The organism is Nocardioides islandensis (assembly GCF_015352455.1).
Lineage (GTDB): Bacteria > Actinomycetota > Actinomycetes > Propionibacteriales > Nocardioidaceae > Nocardioides > Nocardioides islandensis.
The window spans coordinates 92,707-110,929 of the sequence record NZ_JADKPN010000010.1 but is presented as its reverse complement, the minus strand read 5'-3'; the positions used below and the strand labels follow the sequence as shown (position 1 = coordinate 110,929).

General features: G+C 70.3%; 20 protein-coding genes and 1 tRNA gene. 10 read left to right on the top strand and 11 right to left on the bottom strand.

Translation table 11 applies throughout. The features are described from left to right. Positions 1–74 precede the first annotated feature (74 nt). Positions 75–2,588, top strand: a complete 2,514-nt coding sequence (locus ISU07_RS16080; RefSeq protein ID WP_194707835.1) for an ATP-binding protein — start codon at positions 75–77, stop codon at positions 2,586–2,588. 43 nt (positions 2,589–2,631) lie between these two features. Here the strand turns inward: ISU07_RS16080 and ISU07_RS16075 are convergent, their stop codons facing one another. Next, positions 2,632–2,904: a hypothetical protein gene (locus tag ISU07_RS16075; RefSeq protein WP_194707834.1), complete on the bottom strand. Its 273-nt coding sequence runs from the start codon at positions 2,902–2,904 to the stop codon at positions 2,632–2,634. Between the two features lie 119 nt (positions 2,905–3,023). After that, positions 3,024–3,218, bottom strand: coding sequence for a hypothetical protein (locus tag ISU07_RS16070; RefSeq protein WP_194707833.1), 195 nt, complete (start codon positions 3,216–3,218; stop codon positions 3,024–3,026). Positions 3,219–3,432: 214 nt separating this feature from the next. On the opposite strand from ISU07_RS16070, the gene ISU07_RS16065 reads away from it, so the two are divergent. Together ISU07_RS16065 and ISU07_RS16060 are read left to right on the top strand one after the other, a co-directional pair. Further along, on the top strand, positions 3,433–4,533 hold the full coding sequence (locus ISU07_RS16065; RefSeq protein ID WP_194707832.1) for a DUF2157 domain-containing protein: 1,101 nt from the start codon (positions 3,433–3,435) through the stop codon (positions 4,531–4,533). 56 nt (positions 4,534–4,589) lie between these two features. Further along, complete coding sequence (locus ISU07_RS16060; protein WP_194707831.1) at positions 4,590–4,970, top strand: hypothetical protein; 381 nt, start codon at positions 4,590–4,592, stop codon at positions 4,968–4,970. 53 nt (positions 4,971–5,023) lie between these two features. On the opposite strand, the gene ISU07_RS16055 is transcribed toward ISU07_RS16060, so the two are convergent. Continuing rightward, positions 5,024–5,473 carry a DUF6636 domain-containing protein gene (locus ISU07_RS16055; protein ID WP_194707830.1) on the bottom strand — a complete coding sequence of 150 codons (450 nt, stop codon included), beginning with the start codon at positions 5,471–5,473 and terminating at the stop codon, positions 5,024–5,026. Between the two features lie 177 nt (positions 5,474–5,650). Between ISU07_RS16055 and acsA the strand changes: the two genes are divergently transcribed. Genes acsA through ISU07_RS16030 form a run of 5 tightly spaced genes read left to right on the top strand, consistent with a single transcriptional unit; the run spans position 5,651 to position 11,077 of the window. After that, positions 5,651–7,408 carry an acetate--CoA ligase gene (gene acsA / locus ISU07_RS16050; protein WP_194707829.1) on the top strand — a complete coding sequence of 586 codons (1,758 nt, stop codon included), beginning with the start codon at positions 5,651–5,653 and terminating at the stop codon, positions 7,406–7,408. Next, positions 7,405–8,433 carry a pyruvate dehydrogenase (acetyl-transferring) E1 component subunit alpha gene (gene pdhA / locus ISU07_RS16045; RefSeq protein ID WP_194707828.1) on the top strand — a complete coding sequence of 343 codons (1,029 nt, stop codon included), beginning with the start codon at positions 7,405–7,407 and terminating at the stop codon, positions 8,431–8,433. Before acsA ends, pdhA begins: the two co-directional genes overlap by 4 nt. Next, entirely contained in the window at positions 8,430–9,428 is a 999-nt protein-coding gene (locus ISU07_RS16040) for an alpha-ketoacid dehydrogenase subunit beta (RefSeq protein ID WP_194707827.1), read from the top strand. The genes pdhA and ISU07_RS16040 overlap by 4 nt, the downstream gene beginning before the upstream one ends. Before the next feature lie 3 nt (positions 9,429–9,431). Continuing rightward, positions 9,432–10,826, top strand: coding sequence for a 2-oxo acid dehydrogenase subunit E2 (locus ISU07_RS16035; protein ID WP_194707826.1), 1,395 nt, complete (start codon positions 9,432–9,434; stop codon positions 10,824–10,826). Further along, complete coding sequence (locus tag ISU07_RS16030; RefSeq protein ID WP_194707825.1) at positions 10,823–11,077, top strand: phosphopantetheine-binding protein; 255 nt, start codon at positions 10,823–10,825, stop codon at positions 11,075–11,077. Before ISU07_RS16035 ends, ISU07_RS16030 begins: the two co-directional genes overlap by 4 nt. A gap of 24 nt (positions 11,078–11,101) precedes the next feature. Here the strand turns inward: ISU07_RS16030 and ISU07_RS16025 are convergent, their stop codons facing one another. Next, the gene (locus tag ISU07_RS16025; protein WP_194707824.1) at positions 11,102–11,497 is read right to left on the bottom strand and encodes a VOC family protein; all 396 of its coding nucleotides are present in this window, start codon (positions 11,495–11,497) and stop codon (positions 11,102–11,104) included. A gap of 153 nt (positions 11,498–11,650) precedes the next feature. Between ISU07_RS16025 and ISU07_RS16020 the strand changes: the two genes are divergently transcribed. Then, positions 11,651–12,373, top strand: coding sequence for a phosphoribosyltransferase (locus ISU07_RS16020; protein ID WP_194707823.1), 723 nt, complete (start codon positions 11,651–11,653; stop codon positions 12,371–12,373). Positions 12,374–12,762: 389 nt separating this feature from the next. On the opposite strand, the gene ISU07_RS16015 is transcribed toward ISU07_RS16020, so the two are convergent. The 3 genes from ISU07_RS16015 to ISU07_RS16005 form a co-directional block, all read right to left on the bottom strand. Beyond that, entirely contained in the window at positions 12,763–13,812 is a 1,050-nt protein-coding gene (locus ISU07_RS16015; RefSeq protein ID WP_194707822.1) for a TolB-like translocation protein, read from the bottom strand. 360 nt (positions 13,813–14,172) lie between these two features. Beyond that, the gene (locus ISU07_RS16010; RefSeq protein ID WP_194707821.1) at positions 14,173–14,535 is read right to left on the bottom strand and encodes a DUF1801 domain-containing protein; all 363 of its coding nucleotides are present in this window, start codon (positions 14,533–14,535) and stop codon (positions 14,173–14,175) included. A gap of 47 nt (positions 14,536–14,582) precedes the next feature. Then, positions 14,583–14,885 (bottom strand): DUF1905 domain-containing protein, encoded by a 303-nt coding sequence (locus tag ISU07_RS16005; RefSeq protein WP_194707820.1) that lies wholly within the window; start codon positions 14,883–14,885, stop codon positions 14,583–14,585. Positions 14,886–14,923: 38 nt separating this feature from the next. Between ISU07_RS16005 and ISU07_RS16000 the strand changes: the two genes are divergently transcribed. Beyond that, complete coding sequence (locus tag ISU07_RS16000) at positions 14,924–15,361, top strand: SRPBCC family protein (RefSeq protein WP_194707819.1); 438 nt, start codon at positions 14,924–14,926, stop codon at positions 15,359–15,361. 82 nt (positions 15,362–15,443) lie between these two features. On the opposite strand, the gene ISU07_RS15995 is transcribed toward ISU07_RS16000, so the two are convergent. The 4 genes from ISU07_RS15995 to ISU07_RS15980 form a co-directional block, all read right to left on the bottom strand. Then, positions 15,444–15,713 (bottom strand): hypothetical protein, encoded by a 270-nt coding sequence (locus ISU07_RS15995; protein ID WP_194707818.1) that lies wholly within the window; start codon positions 15,711–15,713, stop codon positions 15,444–15,446. 16 nt (positions 15,714–15,729) lie between these two features. Further along, positions 15,730–16,143 carry an ester cyclase gene (locus ISU07_RS15990; RefSeq protein ID WP_194707817.1) on the bottom strand — a complete coding sequence of 138 codons (414 nt, stop codon included), beginning with the start codon at positions 16,141–16,143 and terminating at the stop codon, positions 15,730–15,732. Between the two features lie 74 nt (positions 16,144–16,217). Continuing rightward, entirely contained in the window at positions 16,218–17,936 is a 1,719-nt protein-coding gene (locus ISU07_RS15985; RefSeq protein ID WP_323742648.1) for a helix-turn-helix transcriptional regulator, read from the bottom strand. A 209-nt stretch (positions 17,937–18,145) separates the two neighbouring features. Next, positions 18,146–18,221: transfer RNA gene (locus tag ISU07_RS15980), tRNA-Lys, on the bottom strand. Positions 18,222–18,223: the final 2 nt, after the last annotated feature.

Here is an 18,223-nt window from a genome sequence, read left to right as displayed (position 1 = left end):
GGCTCTGCTCTAATACCCGCATGGTGCGAGGGGCTGGGGCGAGAGTCCGCGGTCTCGGGGAGAGGTAGAGCCCGATGACGACGACGGCCTTGATGGTCGTCGCCGGCAGCGACGACATCGTCGGGTTCGACGATGTCCGCGAGGCCATCTGTGCGGCGACCGAGCACGTTCGGTCAGGCGCCCCAGGCGCCGCAGTTCACATCGCCAAGCCTCTGCGGCACGAGTCGGGTTACACCCGCCAGGATGCTGCGAACGTGTCGGCAATCGTCGAGCTCGCCGGGCCTCAGCAGGTGCTCGTGTCGCAGACCGCAGCCGAGCGCGTCACCGACCTGCCCCTCGGTATGTCCTTGCGCGACGAGGGCCTGCACGAGCTACCGGCTCTCGAGGAACGCCTGAGGATCTTCCTGGTGGTCGCGGCCGGTCTGTCGGATGCTGGGATCCGTGGGCCGACATCGGCCGACATGACGTTTGGCCGACTGCCGGCGCTGCTGACACCCACGGTGGGCCGTGAGGGTGAACTGGCCGAGCTGACCGCCATGTTGGCGGATCCGACGTGTCGTCTGATCACGCTGACAGGGCCCGGTGGCACGGGGAAGACTCGCTTGGCGATCGAGTTTGCGTCACGAGTGGCTGACCGATACCCCGATGGTGTGGCATTCAGCCGCCTGGCCACCATCACGCGCGCAGATGACATGTGGATGGCCATGGCGCACGCCCTGGGCATCCCGGCTGATGGTCAGTCACCACCGAGCTTCTTCACATACGTCGCCGACAAACGTGCACTGCTCGTGCTGGACAACCTGGAACAGATCTCCGACGTGGGGCGCCTAGTTTCGGAACTGCTCGTCAACGCGCGCAAGCTCACCGTCCTGGCGACGTCACGAAAGGTGCTGCGCGTCTCGGGCGAACGACAGCACGAGGTGCCTCCGCTGGAGCTTCCCCAGTCAGACTCCATGGACGACGTGGCCCGTGCTGGCGCGATCGAACTCTTCGTCGCGACAGCACAGCGCGTCAACCAGCACTTCCAGCTCGATGAGGCGAACGCCTCCGACCTGGCGGCGTTGTGCCGGGCTCTGGACGGGCTGCCGCTGGCACTCGAGCTGGCCGCCGCTCGGACCAGGATGCTCACCCCGAAGTCTCTGTTGCAGCGCCTCGACACTGCCCTGGACCTCGCGGACAAGAGCGCCGACGCGGTCGACCGGCAACGCACTCTTCGCGCGACCATCGAGTGGTCCTACCGGTTGCTGTCGCCCGAGGAGCAGCTCGTGCTACGCAAGCTGGCGGTGTTCGCCGGTGGTGCGAACCAGTCTGCGCTGCAGTCCGTCGCCGGCCAGCTGCCCCAGCACGCTGAGCTCTGGGACGTTCTCGATGAGCTCATCGATGCCAGCCTGGTGAAGGCAGACCTCTCCTCCGTCGGTGAGACGCGCTTCGGTCTCCTGGAGACGATCCGCCGATTTGCTGTCGACATCACCACGCCCGACGAACTGGACGCGACACGAACGGCGCACGCCCAGCACTTCTTCGACGTGCTCAGTGGGCACGTCGAACAGGACACCTCCTCCGGATGGGTCTCTGCTCGCCTCTTGGCCGATCGAGCCAACCTCTCTGAGGTTCTCCAGCGCGGCGCGCGCGGCGTGACATCCCCACTGGTCGGCGGCGAGGTCCATCCGCTCCACGTCTTGTCGCTGTTCGTGTCGTTGGGCATCTGGATGAGGTGGCACAGCGACGCCCAGGCGTGGCTCGATCTCTCCCAGAGGGGCGCTTACGAACAGGAGCCACTGGGAGCATGGGCTTGTGGGTGCCTTCGGATACCGGTCCTGGAGATCGCGGGCCGGCACGAAGAAGCGGTTGAGTCAGCATTGGCGCTGGCTGAGAACTCGATCCAGGTGACCTCGCTGGGCACCTCGCCACTCTCTTGGCTCGATCCCGTCGAGAGACTCTCCCACTCGCTCTACTACGGGGCGCGGGCCGCCTGCCGGCTGGCCAGGGCTGACGACGCACGCGCGCTCCTCGAGCGCTTCGCCGGCGTGTCACCGACCAACCAGGACACTCTCCAGTTCTCGAATCTGTCCGGCGCCATCGCCGAGCTCGCGGGCGATTACGAGGGAGCTCTGCGATGGGACCGGCTCAGCCTCGACCACGCACGGAGGGCAGGTGATATCGGCAATGCGATGGTCGGTGCCATGAACATCGCGAGCTCATTGCTCGACCACGGAGAACGACGGAGCGCGTTGGAGCAGCTGCTGGCCCGCACTCCTGAAGAGTTCGCCAGCCTCAGCGACGAAGGCCTTGAAACCTATGGTGAGCTCCTCGCCGCTTCCGTGGCTGGAGATCAGCCCCTCATGGCCGCGAGGATCATGGGTGCTCTCACGACCTACCGATCCTCGCACCACCGGCCGCCGCACACTCCGTACGAGGAAGAAACCCTCGAGCGTCAGCTGGCCGATCCACGCCGGTCTGTCACCCATACGGCGTGGCTGGACGCTGTGGAACGAGGCCGGGATGAGGATCTGTCCGCTCTCATCCGCGAAGTGGAGGCCGGGGCCCTTGCGGCCCAGGAGCCCCGTGGTGCCGCTGAACCGACCTAGCGCTCAGCGCGGTGCCGCCATCGGGCGAAAGGAGCGATGTGGCCTACTCGGTGCCGTGCCCCGGGAGCTGAGCAGTGGCGATCGGCTGACCGTCATCGGCGTCCCAGGGGGACTCCCCGCGCGTGACCACGTCTCCGGGGCCAGGGTCCCAACGCCCGTCGTCCACGAGCAGGAAGACGTGATCCTCGTCGGAGGCCTGCTCGACGATCGCGGCCGCTTCGGCGCTGGTGTCGCAGGTCTGGCGGACCCGCAGGCGGTCGTCGCGGTAGATGCGCACCTCGATCTTCGCTGCCTCGTCGAGCGTCCCTGCGTACATGACCGTGCCTCCTGTGATGATTCGACCTGCGCACCAGCCTCGGCCCGTGCGGCCCGCGCGGTCAGGGTCCAAGGTCCCGGTGTGCGGCGACGTGAGTCCCGGGCCGCGTCGAGTCGCCGTCAGGCGGCTGGGCGGAGCGGTTCCGCGTCGTGCTCGTCGTACTCGGCCGCAGGCACGTCAGGCATCACGCCAGGGGGGCCGGCCAGTGCCTCGAGCCTGCGCTCCGGATGAGGTGGCTCCAGCACGGTCAGCACCGCGAGCGAGACCCACAGCACGGCATGGAACGTGGCAATGAGGAGCAGCGCGCTCGCCATGGTTCGCTTCCTGTGGTTCCGAGGTCCGGTCGTCTGCCGCCCCGAGAACACGCCTTCTGCCTACCTCGTGACGGGCCTGAGCGACAGAGCCCTTCGCCACCTCGTGCCGGGCACGACTACCCGTCAACGGTCCCGACGGGTCGGGGCCTCGGGCCCTGGCAGCAGCGCCTTGAGGGAGTCACGGTGAGAGGAGAGCTCTTCCGAGGGAGGCGTCATGACCACGTCTGTTGACCCCGAGGTGCACGAGACGCGCGCGCCCGTACCGCTGTCGTCGCTGGTCGAGCAGTGGGTGGCGGCCGGCGTCATCTCGCCGGAGCAAGCACGCCGCATGACGTCGTACGACGACGTGATGGTCACCCTGGACGGGCCACCGCCGGACGCGCACCGGCGGAGGCCCTCGACGGTCGCGATGGAGGCCCTCGGCTACATCGGCGGTGTCGTGGTGCTGGTGAGCTCGATCCTGATCATGAACCTCTACTGGTCCGACCTGTCCGACGGTGTCAGGGCCACGGTCGTCGCCCTGGCGAGCGCGGCCCTGCTGGGCGCCGGATTCGCGACGTCGGTGCAGCGAGGTGACGTAGGGGTGCGGCTCCGCTCGGTGCTGTGGCTCGCCGCGACGGGGGCGTTCGCAGGGTTCCTGGCGCTGCTGACCGCCGACATCCTCGACCTGGACGAGGCGGACGCCGCGGCGTTGGCCAGTGCCGGCACGGCGGCGGGCGCCGCGGCGCTGTGGTGGCTCCACCGCCACCTGCCCCAGCAGATGGCCACCATGGTCGCGCTGATGGTGACGGCCGGATCCCTCGTCAACGACGTCGCCCCCGGCCACGACTCGCTGCCCGGCCTCGGAGCCTGGACCGTGGCCGCCACGTGGTTGCTGCTCGGCTGGGGTGGGCTGTTGCGGCCACGGCTGGTCGTGCTGCCACTTGGGGCAGCCGCGATGGTGGTGAGTGCCAGCATGACGCTCCCCACGAACGCCGGCTTCGTGCTGGCGATCGGGACCGTCGCCTTCGTCGTGGCCCTGGCCGTGTTGCAGAGCGACCTGCTGCTGCTGGCGGTGGGAGCCATGGGCACCCTGATGGTGCTGCCCGCAGCCGCCACCGAGTGGTTCCCGGACAGCGACGCCGTGCCGTTCGTCCTGCTCGCCATGGGGTTGCTGCTGGTCCTCGCCGCGGTCTGGACGGCGCGGCGCCATCGCGACCGGCCTCGTGAGCCCGGACGTGACTGGGGCCGGCTGCCGAGGACGACTGCCCTCGTGGCCGCTGGCGTCGTGCTCGTCGTGGCGGTGGTCATCGTCGCGGTCGTCACAGCCGGGTGATCGTGTTCAGCGGTCCGGCAGGCCGGACCGTTGGGCGATGTGGGAGGAGGAGGACAGTGTCAGGCTCGAAGTCGGGATCGGTACGGCGTGAGGAGTCGGCCAGGCAGGCCCTGGCCGCCCTGGGGTCGCACCGCTCGGACCAACAACAGCTCAGCATCCAGTGCCGCCACGCCCACCACGTGGCTGCCGTGTACCGGACCGAGGCGGGGCCGGTCTACGTCGCCCGCACGGGCCCGCACGGCCACGGGCGCAAGGACTTCATCGACAGCGGCAGGCACGGCGGCCATGGCGGCGAGGAGTACGTCGACCTCTTGACCGAGGCGCCCTCCGTGGACGAGGAGCTGCCCGCCTGGTGCGACTGCGGTCCCCGGATCCTGTTGCGTCGCGACGTGCTGCGGCACGTCGCAGCGCGACGGGGGACGGTTCGGCTGGAGTAGGCCGCGCGAGGACGCTCTCGTCCGGGCGGCCCGTGCCGTGGGGCAGGCCGCCGTCACCACTTCTTGGACAGCCGCCGGGACAGCAGGAAGCCGTGTCCGTCCCGGTTGTGGCACCGCAGACCGGTCCGCCGTGACCGGCAGGTGACTCCGTCGCGCCGCCACGTCGTCCCGTAACCCAGCACCGGCGCGTTCTCGTCGTACACCGTGTCGATGATGCAGAGGAACGAGGCTCTGCCGGTGGCAGGCAGCATGACGCCCTTCCAGAAGAAGTCGCACGGGCCCTTCGGCTCCGGCTCGAGCCCGGAGAGGATGTCGCAGCGCAGCTTCGCGGAGTTGAACAGGCAGGCGATGTTCCGCGACGGCATCATGAAGCTCGGCCAGTGGCGCACGGTCGTCGTCGCGGTGGCACGGGTGGTGGGAGGGGTCTGCGCCGGAGCCGCGTTCGGCACGAGCAGGGCGACGGCGAGTGCACCCACGACGGCGGCCCGTCGAAGCACGGTCATGAGGCGATGGTGACGAGCCGGGACCGCTGCGCCCAGAGGCGTTGGTCCCGGTTCGAGGACCCCGTGCGACGCAGGTCCACCGGTCCTCCATCCCGGCCGGAGGCACTCGAAGCGGGGACCTTCTGCCCTACAACGAAGGTGTTGCTCCGGCCGAGACTGACCGCGAGGAGGCGCGCCATGACCCAGACCTGGAACCCGATCCATCAGCACCTACCGGGCGGCACGACCTACGACGAGGACAGGGCGTCCTTCACCTGGGAACGCGCGCGGGCCGAGCTCGCCGGGCTGCCCGGCGGTCGGGGGCTGAACATCGCCCACGAGGCGGTGGACCGGCACGTGGACGAGGGTCGAGGGGACGTGACCGCGATCCGCTGCATCGCCGTCGACGGGAGCGTGACCGACATCAGCTACGCGCAGCTGGGGGACCTCAGCGGCCGGTTCGCCCAGGTGCTCACCGACCTGGGGGTGCAGCGCGGTGAGCGGGTCGCGTCCTTGCTGGGCCGGCAGCCGGAGCAGTACGTCGCGGCGCTCGGCACCTTGAAGCGCGGCGCCGTGTTCTGCCCGCTGTTCTCCTCGTTCGGGCCCGAGCCGGTGCGGGAGCGCCTACGGCTGGGCAGCGTCAAGGTCCTGGTCACCACCGCCGACCTGTACCGCAAGCGGGTGGCGCACCTGCGTGACGAGCTCCCCGACCTGCGGCACGTGCTCGTCACCGGCGGTGTCGAGGACGACCGGACCCTCGACCTGCACGAGCTCATGGCGTCGGCGGCACCGGGGTACACGATCCCGGACACCGAACCCGAGGACCCAGCTCTGCTGCACTTCACCAGCGGCACCACGGGCAAGCCGAAGGGCGCCGTGCACGTCCACGGGGCGGTCGTCGCCCACCACGCCACCGCGGCGTACGCCCTCGACCTGCGGCGCGGCGACGTCTTCTGGTGCACCGCTGACCCGGGCTGGGTGACGGGCACGTCGTACGGCATCATCGCGCCGCTCACCTTCGGCGCGACGCTGATCAGCTACGCCGGGGAGTTCGACGCCAAGGACTGGTACCGCACGCTGGCCGAGCAGCGCGTCCAGGTCTGGTACACCGCGCCGACCGCGCTGCGGATGCTCATGCGGTACGGCGCGGACCTCGCCCACGACTACGACCTCTCCGCGCTCCGCCACGTCGCCAGCGTGGGGGAGGCGCTCAATCCCGAGGTGGTCGTGTGGGGGGTCGAGGCGCTCGGCCTGCCGGTGCACGACAACTGGTGGCAGACCGAGACCGGCGCGATCATGGTCAGCAACCACCGCGGCATGGAGATCCGGCCCGGTTCCATGGGTCGCCCGGTCCCGGGTGTCGACGCGGCCGTCCTCGTGCAGGGCGCCGACGGCCGGGCCGAGGTCGCCGACGGCGCGGTCCGGTTCGCCGAGCCCGGTGAGACGGGCGAGCTGGCGCTGCGTCCTGGCTGGCCCTCGATGTTCCGCGGCTACCTCGACGACCCCGAGAGGACCGCGAAGTGCTTCGGCGGCGGCTGGTACCTCAGTGGCGACCTGGCCCGACAGGATGCGGACGGGTACTTCTGGTTCGTCGGCAGGGCCGACGACGTCATCAAGTCCGCCGGGCACCTGATCGGGCCGTTCGAGGTGGAGACCGCGTTCATGGAGCACCCGGCGGTCGTCGAGGCCGGCGTGATCGGCAAGCCGGACCCGGTGGCGGGCGAGGTCGTCAAGGCCTTCGTGACCCTGAGGGCCGGCTTCGAGCCCACCGAAGAGCTGCGCCGCGACCTGATCGCCTTCGGGCGGCGTCGCCTGGGCGGCCTGGCGCCCAAGGAGATCACCTTCGACCAGCACCTTCCGCACACCACGAGCGGGAAGGTCATGCGCCGCCTGCTCAAGGCCCGGGAGCTCGGGCTGCCCGAAGGAGACGTGTCGACCCTGGAGCAGGCGCGATGAACGCCCGCCGTGCGGCCGTCGCCGCCGAGCCCGAGCAGTCCACACCGGAGGCCGCGCACCGTCGCGAGCTCCTGCGCACCATGCTGCTGATCCGGCGCTTCGAGGAAGCGTGTGCCGAGCTCTACAGCGCGGCCCGGATCCGCGGCTTCGTGCACCTGTACGTCGGCGAGGAGGCTGTCGCCACCGGGGTGATGGCGGCGCTGGGTCCCGACGACGCCGTCGTGTCGACGTACCGGGAGCACGGGCACGCGCTGGCCCGCGGACTCCCGGTGGACTCCCTGATGGCCGAGATGTTCGGCAAGCAGTCGGGGTGCAGCGGCGGCCGAGGCGGGTCGATGCACCTCTTCGACAGCTCACGGCACTTCGTCGGCGGCAACGCCGTCGTCGCGGCCGGCATCCCCCTGGCGATCGGTCTGGCCCTGGCCGACAAGCTGCAGCACCGCGACCGGGTGACCGTCTGCTTCTTCGGGGAGGGTGCCGCCGCCGAGGGAGAGTTCCACGAGGCGCTCAACCTGGCGACCCTCTGGAGGCTGCCGGTGCTGTTCTGCTGCGAGAACAACCTGTACGCGATGGGCACGGCGATCGCCAAGGAGCACGCCCAGACCGACCTGGCCCTGCGTGCCGAGTCCTACGGACTGGCCGCCTGGCCAGTCGACGGCATGGACGTGTTCGCCGTGGAGTCCGCCGCGCGCCGGGCCGTCGAGGCCATCCGTGGCGGGGCCGGGCCGCACTTCCTGGAGCTGCGCACGTTCCGGTTCCGCGCGCACTCGATGTACGACCCCGATCGCTACCGCGAGAAGGTCGAGATCGAGCACTGGAAGGAGCACGACCCGATCGACGCGCTGGTCGCCACGATGCGGGCGGCCGGGCAGCTCGACGACGCCGACCTGGAGGCGACCCGTGACGAGGTCGCCGGCCTGGTCGCGGCGGCCGTCGACGCAGCGGAGGCGGCGCCGATCGAGCCGGTCGAGAGCCTGACGCGGTTCGTCACGTCCGACCGCGAGGCGGAGGGGAGCAGGACATGACCGCCACCCTGGTGGAGACCACCTACCGCGAGGCGCTGCGCGCCGCCCTTCGGGAGGCGCTGTCGGAGGACGAGCGGGTCTTCCTGATGGGGGAGGACGTCGGCAGCTACGGCGGCTGCTTCGCCGTCAGCCTCGGCCTGCTCGAGGAGTTCGGGCCCGAACGGATCCGCGACACCCCGCTGTCGGAGTCGGCGTTCGTCGGAGCCGGCATCGGTGCCGCTCTGGGTGGGATGCGCCCGATCGTCGAGATCATGACCGTCAACTTCAGCCTGCTCGCGCTCGACCAGATCATGAACAACGCCGCGTCGCTGCTGCACATGTCCGGCGGGCAGTTCAACGTGCCGCTGGTGATCCGGATGACGACCGGCGCGGGGCGTCAGCTCGCCGCGCAGCACTCGCACAGCCTGGAGGGCTGGTACGCCCACATCCCCGGCCTGCGGATCCTCGCGCCGGCCACCCTGGAGGACGCGCGCGGCATGCTCCCCACCGCGCTGCGCGACCCGGACCCGGTGCTCATCTTCGAGCACGGCTCGCTCTACAACATGAAGGGCACGCTGGCGGCCGACGCCGGGGCCGTCGACATCGACCGCGCCGTCGTCCGCCGCCCGGGCGACGACGTCACGCTGATCACCTACGGCGGGACCCTCGGCAAGACGCTCGAGGCCGCCGACCTCCTCGCCGCCGACGGCATCTCGGCCGAGGTCGTCGACCTGCGGACCCTGCGACCGCTCGACGACGAGACGTTCGTCGGATCCGTCCGGCGTACCCACCGGGCGGTGGTCGTCGACGAGGGCTGGCGCAGCGGCAGCCTCTCCGCGGAGATCAGCGCCCGGATCATGGAGCAGGCACTGTACGACCTCGAGGCGCCGGTCGAACGGGTCTGCACGGCCGAGGTGCCGATGCCGTACCCCAAGCACCTCGAGGACGCCGCGCTGCCCCAGCCCGACACCATCGCCGCGGCCGCCCGCCGCGCGATGCGGCCAGTGGCGGTCTGAGCCATGGCCTCGTTCACGATGCCCTCGCTGGGCGCCGACATGGACGAAGGCACCCTGCTGGAGTGGCTCGTCCATCCCGGCGACACGGTGCACAAGGGCGACATCGTCGCCGTCGTCGACACCGCCAAGGCCGCGATCGAGGTGGAGACCTTCCTGGACGGTGTCGTCGCCGAGCTCCTGGTCGAACCCGGGACCGTCGTGCCGGTGGGAGGGCCGCTGGCGACGATCGAACCGGACGGGGCCACGCCGGCTCCGGCGGCCGCACCCGAGCCCACTCCTGAGGCTGCTCCTGAGCCTGCGCCCGAGCCCGCTCCGGCCCCCGCCGCCGCCGAGCCACCCCGCGAGGGCCAGGCGCCGCACGTGCACTCACCCCTGGTGCGCCGGCTGGCCCACGAGCGCGGGGTCGACCTCACCACGGTCCGTGGCTCCGGACGCGACGGCACCATCACGCGCGAGGACGTGTTGCGCGCAGCCGGGACGGTCGAGACCGCCCACGAGGAGCCGGCCCCCACCGTGCTCCGGACGGCGGCCGTGCGCGCGACGCCGTACGCACGCAAGCTGGCAGCAGACCTCGGCATCGACCTCGAGGCCCTTCGCCACTCGAACGGCGAGCCGGTGACGGCCGCCGAGGTGCGCGCGGCATCCCCCGGTGAGCAGCCGGCGCCCGCCACGACGGCCCGGACGGAGCCCGCGGCGGCGCCGACGCCGAGCGAGGCGGTGGCCGCGCCGCCCCGCCAGGACCGGATGAGGGCGGCGATCGCGACCTTGATGGCCCGCTCGAAGCGGGAGATCCCGCACTACTACCTGTCCACGACCGTCGACCTGGCGCGCGCCACCGAGTGGTTGCACGAGCGCAACCGCACCCTGTCGATCACCGAGCGGCTGGTCCCGGCAGCGCTCCTGCTGAAGGCCACCGCGCTGGCCGCGACGGAGGTGCCGGAGGTCAACGGCTACTGGGTGGACGACGGGTTCCAGGCTGCCTCCCAGGTGCACCTGGGAGTTGCGGTGTCCCTGCGCGGCGGTGGTCTGGTGACGCCGGCGATCCTCGACGCCGCCTCGCTCGAGCTCGACGAGCTGATGGCGACGATGAAGGACCTGGTGACACGGGCACGAGGAGGGCGGCTGCGCGGTCGCGAGCTGACCGAGGGCACCCTGACGGTGACCAACCTCGGTGAGCAGGGCGTGGAATCCGTCGTCGGCGTGATCTACCCCCCGCAGGTCGCGCTGGTGGGCTTCGGCCGGATCGCCGAACGGCCGTGGGCGGTCGACGGACTGCTCGGCGTACGCCCCATCGTGACCATGACGCTCTCCGGCGACCATCGAGCGACCGATGCCATGACCGGGGGGCGTTTCCTGACCGCTGTCGACCATCACCTGCAGCACCCGGAGGAGCTATGACCAACAGCACCCTGACCGACGCCGAGGCCCGCACCCTGGTGGCCGAGGCGATCCAACGGATCGTGCCGGACGCCGACCTGGACGCGGTCGGCGACGACGTCCCGCTGCGCGCGGAGTTCGAGCTCGACTCACTCGACTTCCTGTCCTTCGTCGAGACCCTGTCGCAGCGCAGCGGCGTGGGCATCACCGAGAACGACTACGAGCACCTGGTGACGATGCGGACCTGCGTCGGCTTCCTGACCGGCGGCTGAGGGACCAAGCCTTCGACCTGACGACTATGCGGCCGCTGGGTCGGGCTGGTGGATGCCGAACGTGTTGCCCTCGGGGTCGAGGTAGTAGCCCTGCCAGGCCAGCCCGGTGAGGGCCGCCTTCGGGAGGACGACGTGGCCACCGGCGTCGAGGATGCGCTGCTCGGTCTTGTCGTAGTCGTCGACGCCCATCGTGCAGACGAAGCCGTTGGCTCCGTGGCCGTCGCTCGGCGCCGGGGCAGACCGCTGGAGCAGGCCCCCGTTGATCCCTGGCTCGTCGTCCGGGCCGGTCACGATCCCCCAGTAGGGCGTGTCCATGAACTCCCCGTAGTCGAGGAACGACCAGTCGAAGACGGCGGTGTAGAACGCCTTCGCTCGCTCGAGGTCGTCAGCCTGGATCTCGAAGTGCACCACTCTGGACATGCGCGCCTCCTCAATCGGTTGCCGATGATCCATCGTTTCGCGGCCTGTCGCGGCGCTCCAGGGTCCATGGTCCCGAGCGTTCGGTGCTTGCGACCGGTGCAGTCGCAACGGCCGGAGCGGGATGCTCCTCGGACAGGGCGGAGGTGATGCGCGATGTCGATGTTCCTGGACCGTCATCACGCCGGCAGGTGCCTGGCGGACCGGCTGGCGCACCTGCGCGGCAGTGAGGTCGTGGTCCTCGGCCTGCCACGCGGTGGCGTGCCTGTCGCCTACCAGGTCGCCCGCTCGCTGGACGCCCCACTGGACGTCGTGGTGGTCCGCAAGCTCGGGGTGCCGCGCCATCCGGAGTACGCGATGGGCGCGATCGGCGAGGGTGGGATCCGGGTCCTCGATCCCGATGTGGTCGCGCGCGCCGGCCTGTCCGAGGCGCAGGTCCGGGAGGTCGAGCGACGTGAGCGTGTCGTGCTGGAGGCGCGGGTCGTGTCCTTGCGCAGCGGACGAGCCAGAGTGCCGCTGGACGGCCGGGTCGCGGTCGTCGTGGACGACGGGATCGCCACCGGGTCCACGGCGCGAGCCGCTTGTGAGGTCGCCCGCCGCCTCGGGGCGACCAGGATCGTCGTGGCCAGCCCCGTGGCGCCTGCCGGCACCACGGCAGCCGAGCTCGCCGCCGACGAGCTGGTCTGTTGTGCAGCGCCCGTGGGATTCCGCGCGGTCGGCGACTACTACCGCGACTTCTCGCCGACCACCGACGAGGAGGTACGGGCGCTGCTCGACGAGCTCGATGATGACGCCCATGTCGCTCCACGGCGTCGGTCCCTGGTCCTCGAAGACAGGGCCAATGGCCCTAGTCGCTCCGTGGCCGGGGTCGTGGAATGAGGGCACGGACGGCGGAGGCGCGAGGCACCGCAGGTCACGTGCCTGGCACACAGGGGGGAGCCCGGCGCGACCACGACTCGCACGCCGCAGTCGAAGCCCCGGTCCCCGCCGTCCGCTCCTCAGACCTCAGGGCACGTCCGACGAGCTCGGGACCAAAGTCCCTGGTGGCCTCGAGCGGTACGGCGTAGAACTGTCCTCACGAAACCCCGCGAGGGGGATCGGACGACTCGGAGGAGAAGGTCTACACGGAGGAGCAATCCTTCGCGGTGGCAGGGTGACGAGGCCACCGGGACCAGCGAGCAAGAGTCGCCGATCGGGAACGTCACCGGTACCGATCACAGAAGGGCCCTTGCGACTCATACTCTCAAGGGCCCTTCGCCAATTCGGGATCACTCCTCGGCCAGGGTCACCGGGGGTGAGGTGTAGTAGAGGTCCGGGTCGAGCGGCATCGTCCAGGTCCGGCTCGCGCGCTCGCAGGACCCGCTCAGGTCGCAGCGGACGATGGCGGCCAGCCCGTCGTCACCCTGCGCCAGGGTGAGGAAGTGGTCGTCGTCCTCCCACACCGCGTGCCAGTCGAGACGTCCGGCGATCGTCAGCTCTCGTGCAGGCGAGCTGCCACCGATCACCCACCACCTGGTGGTGCCTCGAGCGTCGAAGTAGGCGTGGGTGGCCAGGGCGCGAGCTCCGTCCGGTGACCACTGGTGCGGCATCATCCGGCAGCTGCGCCACAGGGTGTGCCTGGGGTGCGACAACGCGGCGACCCTCGTGCAGAACTCACCTCCGCCCGGCCAGTCGAACACGACCCGGCCGTGCGGGACGTCGGCCCTCACCGCGGCCTGGTCGTACCAGCGCTGGATCCGGCCGGTCCGGTAGTGCCACCAGACCGACGCCGGGTCCCGCCAGTTGGTGCGCATCCCCAGGAGCACGCGACCTGCATCGAGTGCCACCACGACGGCCAACCGGAACCGCTGCCGCGCCAGGATGCGCCCGGTGCGCGGGTCCTCGACCGTGACGACGGTCAGCTCGCCGGTCCGGCTGACCGTCCTCTGGTAGGCGATGCGGCGACCGTCGGCCGAGATCGTGACGGTCATCAGCTCCCGGGACCGGGCGATCTCGCGCCGCTCGCCGGTGTCGCTGACGAACGTCAGGCGCGTCCTGCTCCCCGGGGCCACGTTGACGTCTCGCAGGACGTAGCCGCCGGTGACCTCCCACAGCGCGTCGTGCTTGCCCTTGCGCGAGACCGGGATCCTCAGGTCGCCGTCGCGGATGACGTCGTGGACCACGTAGGCCACCTGCGGCTCCGGTCCCCGGGCCAGCGAGGCGGGCTCGATCGGAGCGACGTCCGCTCGTGCAGCCGCCTGGAACAGCAGGGTGGCCGCGGTCGCGGCCACCAGGGAGAGGCCGGACCCCATCGGGCGCCGGCGCGGGTGACACGTCATGGTTCCTCCCACCAGGTCGATCCGTCAGCCTGCGACGCGCCGCGCGTTCGTTGCAAGGGACTGGAGTCCTGCGGGAGGCGGGCCCGAGGTCTCTCGTCCTCCGGGGGTCGATCGCCCTGAGAGGCGACGCCGAGATCCGACGTCGCTGCCCGTGACCCTGCGTGCGCGTCTTGCTTCAGGAGATCCCTGTCTCGTAGCCGAGCGTGCCGTGCGAGGCGCGCCTGGCACCAGAGCCCATGTCCACCACTATGCGCCGAGCGATGCGACGCACCGCGGGTCGGAATCGTCCGGTTGGCGTGCGAACGGGACCTCGAGGCTCAGGTCGGCCGAAGGGGTGCGCTGGCCTGGTCGACCGACCACCTACCCGCCTCGCTGCTCGATCCAGGCATGGACCAAGCCCTGGATTGCCGGCGACTTCTCGGCCAGGTCATCGTGGTCGAGCACCTTGAGGGATCGCGAGGTCGCACCGTCGCCATCGAGGATTCCCGTCGGGTCCGGTAGCGAGGCGCCGGTGTGGAACATCAAGGAGACGTGCTTCTTGGCCTTGGGGAAGAACGACGCGATGTTGCCTTCGTAGGTGAAGGTCGGTGCCTGCCACTTGATGCACTCACCGATTCGAGGATCTGCGGCCAACACGACGTCGCGGACGGCGAGGACCAGATCCTTCTGAGGGTTCTCGTAGCGGTCGAACCACGCGTCGACATCGGGATCGTGCTGGACCATCCGATCAGCCTCACGCACGGTCGTGGAGCGGACAAGATGGTGATGGGTCAGGGGAGCAACAGGTGGAGGGTCACCTCGCAGCGAGACCCAGCTTCGATGCGTTGGGCGGTACGCACGTCCTTCTTGACGGGAAGGACGAGCGAGGCGCTGGCCGAGTCCGGGAACAAGGATGTGCGCCACGTCGTGGTGCCGATGCTGGCCTCGACCCGCACACTGCCGAAACCGCGGCGGGGGCCCGCTTCGGCCAACACGTCGTCGACCACGTCGTCGGGGAGGGTGATGAAGTGCCAAGAGCCCGGCTCGCCCGCGGCGTACTCCCACAGCTCACCGCTGAAGGTGTGCCCGACCATGCCGCCATCGTGTCGGCAGGGCGCCCATACTCGGGAGGGTGGACGTCGATGTCTCCGTCGAAGCCGTGATCCCCTATCCGCGTGAAGTGGTGGCGTCGTTCGCGGGCGACCCGAGCAACGCGCCGCAGTGGTACGCCAACATCCTCTCGGTGAACTGGCGGACGCCGCCGCCGGTGAAGGTCGGCTCGCGGATGGACTTCGTGGCTCGGTTCCTGGGCAGGCGGCTCAGCTACACCTATGAGGTGGTCGAGCTCGAGCCAGGAGAGCGGCTGGTGATGCGGACCGCCGACGGGCCTTTCCCGATGGAGACCACCTACACCTGGGAGTCCGTACCGGAAGGCACGCGGATGAGGTTGCGCAACCGCGGTGAGCCCTCCGGCTTCACCAAGATCGCCCGGCCGGTGATGGCCAAGGCGATGAAGAGCGCGATGAACAAGGACCTCGCCCGTCTTGCCGCTCGCCTCCGCAGCCGCTGAACCCGCCCCGAGCGCGGGATCGGCGTCGATACGGTCAGACGCGGGCCACCAGCAGTACGACCCGCTGGTTGCGTCGCGATGCTCAGAGGTCGGGAGGACAGGCGTCCGGCGGCTGCGCTGCGGAGTACGCGAGGAGTGCGCCGAGCGAGGTGAAGCCGAACTCTTGGAGGAACCCTGGGTGAGTGGCCAGGAAGGCGATGAGGTCGCGTCCCCAGGCAGCGCCATAGGCGGCGTGCTCGGTGACGATGGACTGAGCGACGCAGCTCGGTGTGGCATTCGCTGCGGGCGGGGGGACGGCGCCGACGGTCAGGGCGACGAGCAGGCCGGCGCCCGCGGTGGCGGTGCGTTTCATCGTGGTGCACCTTCCCTCAGGCCGGGGCCGACGTCGGCAGGGCGCCGATCTGGGACATGATGGTGAACAGGTCGCAGTATTGGGTGATCTCGACGATCCGACCTTCCCGGACGCGTACCAGGTCCCAGGCGGCGAACTTGACCCGCCGGCCACTGGCCGGGACACCGGCGAAGTCTCGCTCGTGAGTGGCTGTGTAGGTCACCCAGGTGCTGATGACGTCGTCCTCCTGCACCAGGTGGCGTACGTCGGCGGTCAGGTCGGGGAACGGCTCCCGGAACCCGTTGAGCGAGGACTTGAGCTCGCTCAGGTCAGCGCCGGCGCCGGCGTGACCCTTCAGATCGGGGGAGCAGATCTCGTCGAGGTCATCGACCCTTCCTAGGTTGATGAGCTCGTACATGCGTCGGACGACGCCCTTCTCGATGGTCTCCATGGTCTTCTCCTCGGGTGCGTGGTGACGACTCAGAGCGTGCTCCCCTGCGGTGGTGGGCGCATCGGGAGCGTTCCCTATTCGCTGCCCCGTCTGGTGGTCGGCTGGTGGCTGGGTCCGGCCTCATGTCGGGGGAGGCGCAACAGGGCGAAGGCGGCCGCCTCGGTGCGCGAACGGAGGCCGAGCTTGAGCAGGATGTTGCTGACGTGATGACCGGCGGTCTTGACGCTGATCACGAGCCGCTCGGCGATCTCAGCGTTGGTGAACCCCTGGGCGAGCAGCGCGAGCACCTGCTGTTCACGCCCGCTCAGCACGTCCACGGTGCGCGCGGTGGTCCTGGCCCGGTCGCCGAGGTCACGCAGGAATGCCGCGGTCCGGTCAGCATCCGCTGCGGCACCCATCCGCTCGAATGCGTTCAGGGCGCTGCGTGCCTCCGTGACCGCGAGTCCGCGGTCCCGTCCGACCACCACGCGAGCGAGCGCGACGCGGGTCCGGGCTGCCTGAAGCGGGGCACCCGCCTCGGCGAAGTCGCGGGCTGCGGAGTGCAGCAGGGTCTCGGAACGAGGGTCGCCGTCCACGAAGGCGAGGCGGCCCTGCGCCTGACTGACCTGGGCACGGTGCAAGGTCGTGCCGGTGACGGCCGCGGTGGCCGCGATGGCCGCGACCATGGTGCGGGCGAGCTCCACGTTCTGGGCCGCGAGCGCGGCGTCGACCAGCTGGACCTGGAGGGGAAAGGCCAGCACGGCCGCGTCCTGGAGAGTCATGAGCGTCGAGGTGAGCACCTCGACCGCGTGCGAAGGCCGCCCGCGGGAAAGGTCGAGCGAGGCGACCGCGACGGCACACTCCCGGTCCTGCTCGAAACCGGTCAGGGTCGCCTCCGCCTCTTCCAGTCGCCCTTGGAGCACGCGAAGCTCGCCCAGCTGAGCGACGGGATGCAGACAGCGAGGCCGTAGACCCGATGTGGTCATCCGGTGGACGCCGCGGACGAGCTGTTCCTCTGCGGCGTCAAGCCGCCCGGTCACCAGGTAGATCCCGCCACAGCAGCTCGTACAGAACGCCGAGATGAGGTCCGCGGCCGACGTGTTCTCGAACGGGATGAGCGGCCCGAAGGCGTACGCCGCCCGGAAGTCGACGAGGAGCTGAGCCCACTCCTCGACCAGGCCGGGGTCGCCGAGCCACCCCGCAACCTCCAGCAGGGTGCACAACGCCTCGCCGACGTACTGGACGTTCCTGCCCTCGCCCGCGGTCGCAGCCGCCATCGCCTCGTGCAGGTCCGAGGTCCCCTCCGACACGGCTCCGCGAGCGATGCGCCAGGCGCCGCGTCGGGCGAGGGCCACGATCTCGAGGTCGGTGTCCCTGTGCCGACGCGCGATCGTCAGTGAATGCGAGAACCGTTCCCCGTCGGAGCCGAGGTCGACGGCCTCCGACTCCGCCACCAGCAGCCATCCCGGCAAGCTGCCCGGGTCCTCCAAGTCCTCCAACAGCGACCGTGAACGAGCGAGCCAACCTTCCGCCATCGCATGCCGCCCCAAGAGATTGCGATACTCGCGCGCCAGCCACAGCGCAACGGCCGCCGCCGATCGGTCCGCGCCGTCTCGACGAAACAGCGCGAAGGCGCGTGAGCGGGTCTCCAGAGCTGCCGAAGGCTCGTCGAGCCACCACAGCGCCTGACCGAGCCCATCGAGTGCGGCCGCGGACGCCGCGGCGGCCCAGGAGGCCGCGAACGCCTCGCGCGCGGCCGCCCAGTCTCCCGAGACCAGCGCTGAGGTGCCTGCCGCGAGCTGGTCTTCGCCCACCCACGAATCCTCCCACCGCGTCGCCCGAAGGCACATGGCTGAGCGCGTCCCCGACCATCGACGAGGCCCAGGGCGACGATCCGTGAGCACGGTGTGAGCTGGCCGCGATGAGACTCGTGATCGGCGCTTCCGGACGGGCCCTTCAGCCCGGCGTTCCCTGGCGGCTCACCCGCATCAACGATGCGCCGCAGCGCTGTGGCCCGCACATGTGGTACGCCATCAGGGACTCGAACCCCGAACCCGCTGATTAAGAGTCAGCTGCTCTGCCAATTGAGCTAATGGCGCGT

Excerpts from the sequence above, each read along its gene's own strand:
- ISU07_RS16080 (WP_194707835.1), top strand. The coding sequence starts at position 75 with ATGACGACGACGGCCTTGATGGTCGTCGCCGGCAGCGACGACATCGTC.
- ISU07_RS16075 (WP_194707834.1), bottom strand. The coding sequence starts at position 2,904 with ATGTACGCAGGGACGCTCGACGAGGCAGCGAAGATCGAGGTGCGCATC.
- ISU07_RS16070 (WP_194707833.1), bottom strand. The coding sequence starts at position 3,218 with ATGGCGAGCGCGCTGCTCCTCATTGCCACGTTCCATGCCGTGCTGTGG.
- ISU07_RS16065 (WP_194707832.1), top strand. The coding sequence starts at position 3,433 with ATGACCACGTCTGTTGACCCCGAGGTGCACGAGACGCGCGCGCCCGTA.
- ISU07_RS16055 (WP_194707830.1), bottom strand. The coding sequence starts at position 5,473 with ATGACCGTGCTTCGACGGGCCGCCGTCGTGGGTGCACTCGCCGTCGCC.
- acsA (WP_194707829.1), top strand. The coding sequence starts at position 5,651 with ATGACCCAGACCTGGAACCCGATCCATCAGCACCTACCGGGCGGCACG.
- pdhA (WP_194707828.1), top strand. The coding sequence starts at position 7,405 with ATGAACGCCCGCCGTGCGGCCGTCGCCGCCGAGCCCGAGCAGTCCACA.
- ISU07_RS16040 (WP_194707827.1), top strand. The coding sequence starts at position 8,430 with ATGACCGCCACCCTGGTGGAGACCACCTACCGCGAGGCGCTGCGCGCC.
- ISU07_RS16035 (WP_194707826.1), top strand. The coding sequence starts at position 9,432 with ATGGCCTCGTTCACGATGCCCTCGCTGGGCGCCGACATGGACGAAGGC.
- ISU07_RS16030 (WP_194707825.1), top strand. The coding sequence starts at position 10,823 with ATGACCAACAGCACCCTGACCGACGCCGAGGCCCGCACCCTGGTGGCC.
- ISU07_RS16025 (WP_194707824.1), bottom strand. The coding sequence starts at position 11,497 with ATGTCCAGAGTGGTGCACTTCGAGATCCAGGCTGACGACCTCGAGCGA.
- ISU07_RS16020 (WP_194707823.1), top strand. The coding sequence starts at position 11,651 with ATGTCGATGTTCCTGGACCGTCATCACGCCGGCAGGTGCCTGGCGGAC.
- ISU07_RS16015 (WP_194707822.1), bottom strand. The coding sequence starts at position 13,812 with ATGACGTGTCACCCGCGCCGGCGCCCGATGGGGTCCGGCCTCTCCCTG.
- ISU07_RS16010 (WP_194707821.1), bottom strand. The coding sequence starts at position 14,535 with ATGGTCCAGCACGATCCCGATGTCGACGCGTGGTTCGACCGCTACGAG.
- ISU07_RS16005 (WP_194707820.1), bottom strand. The coding sequence starts at position 14,885 with ATGGTCGGGCACACCTTCAGCGGTGAGCTGTGGGAGTACGCCGCGGGC.
- ISU07_RS15995 (WP_194707818.1), bottom strand. The coding sequence starts at position 15,713 with ATGAAACGCACCGCCACCGCGGGCGCCGGCCTGCTCGTCGCCCTGACC.
- ISU07_RS15990 (WP_194707817.1), bottom strand. The coding sequence starts at position 16,143 with ATGGAGACCATCGAGAAGGGCGTCGTCCGACGCATGTACGAGCTCATC.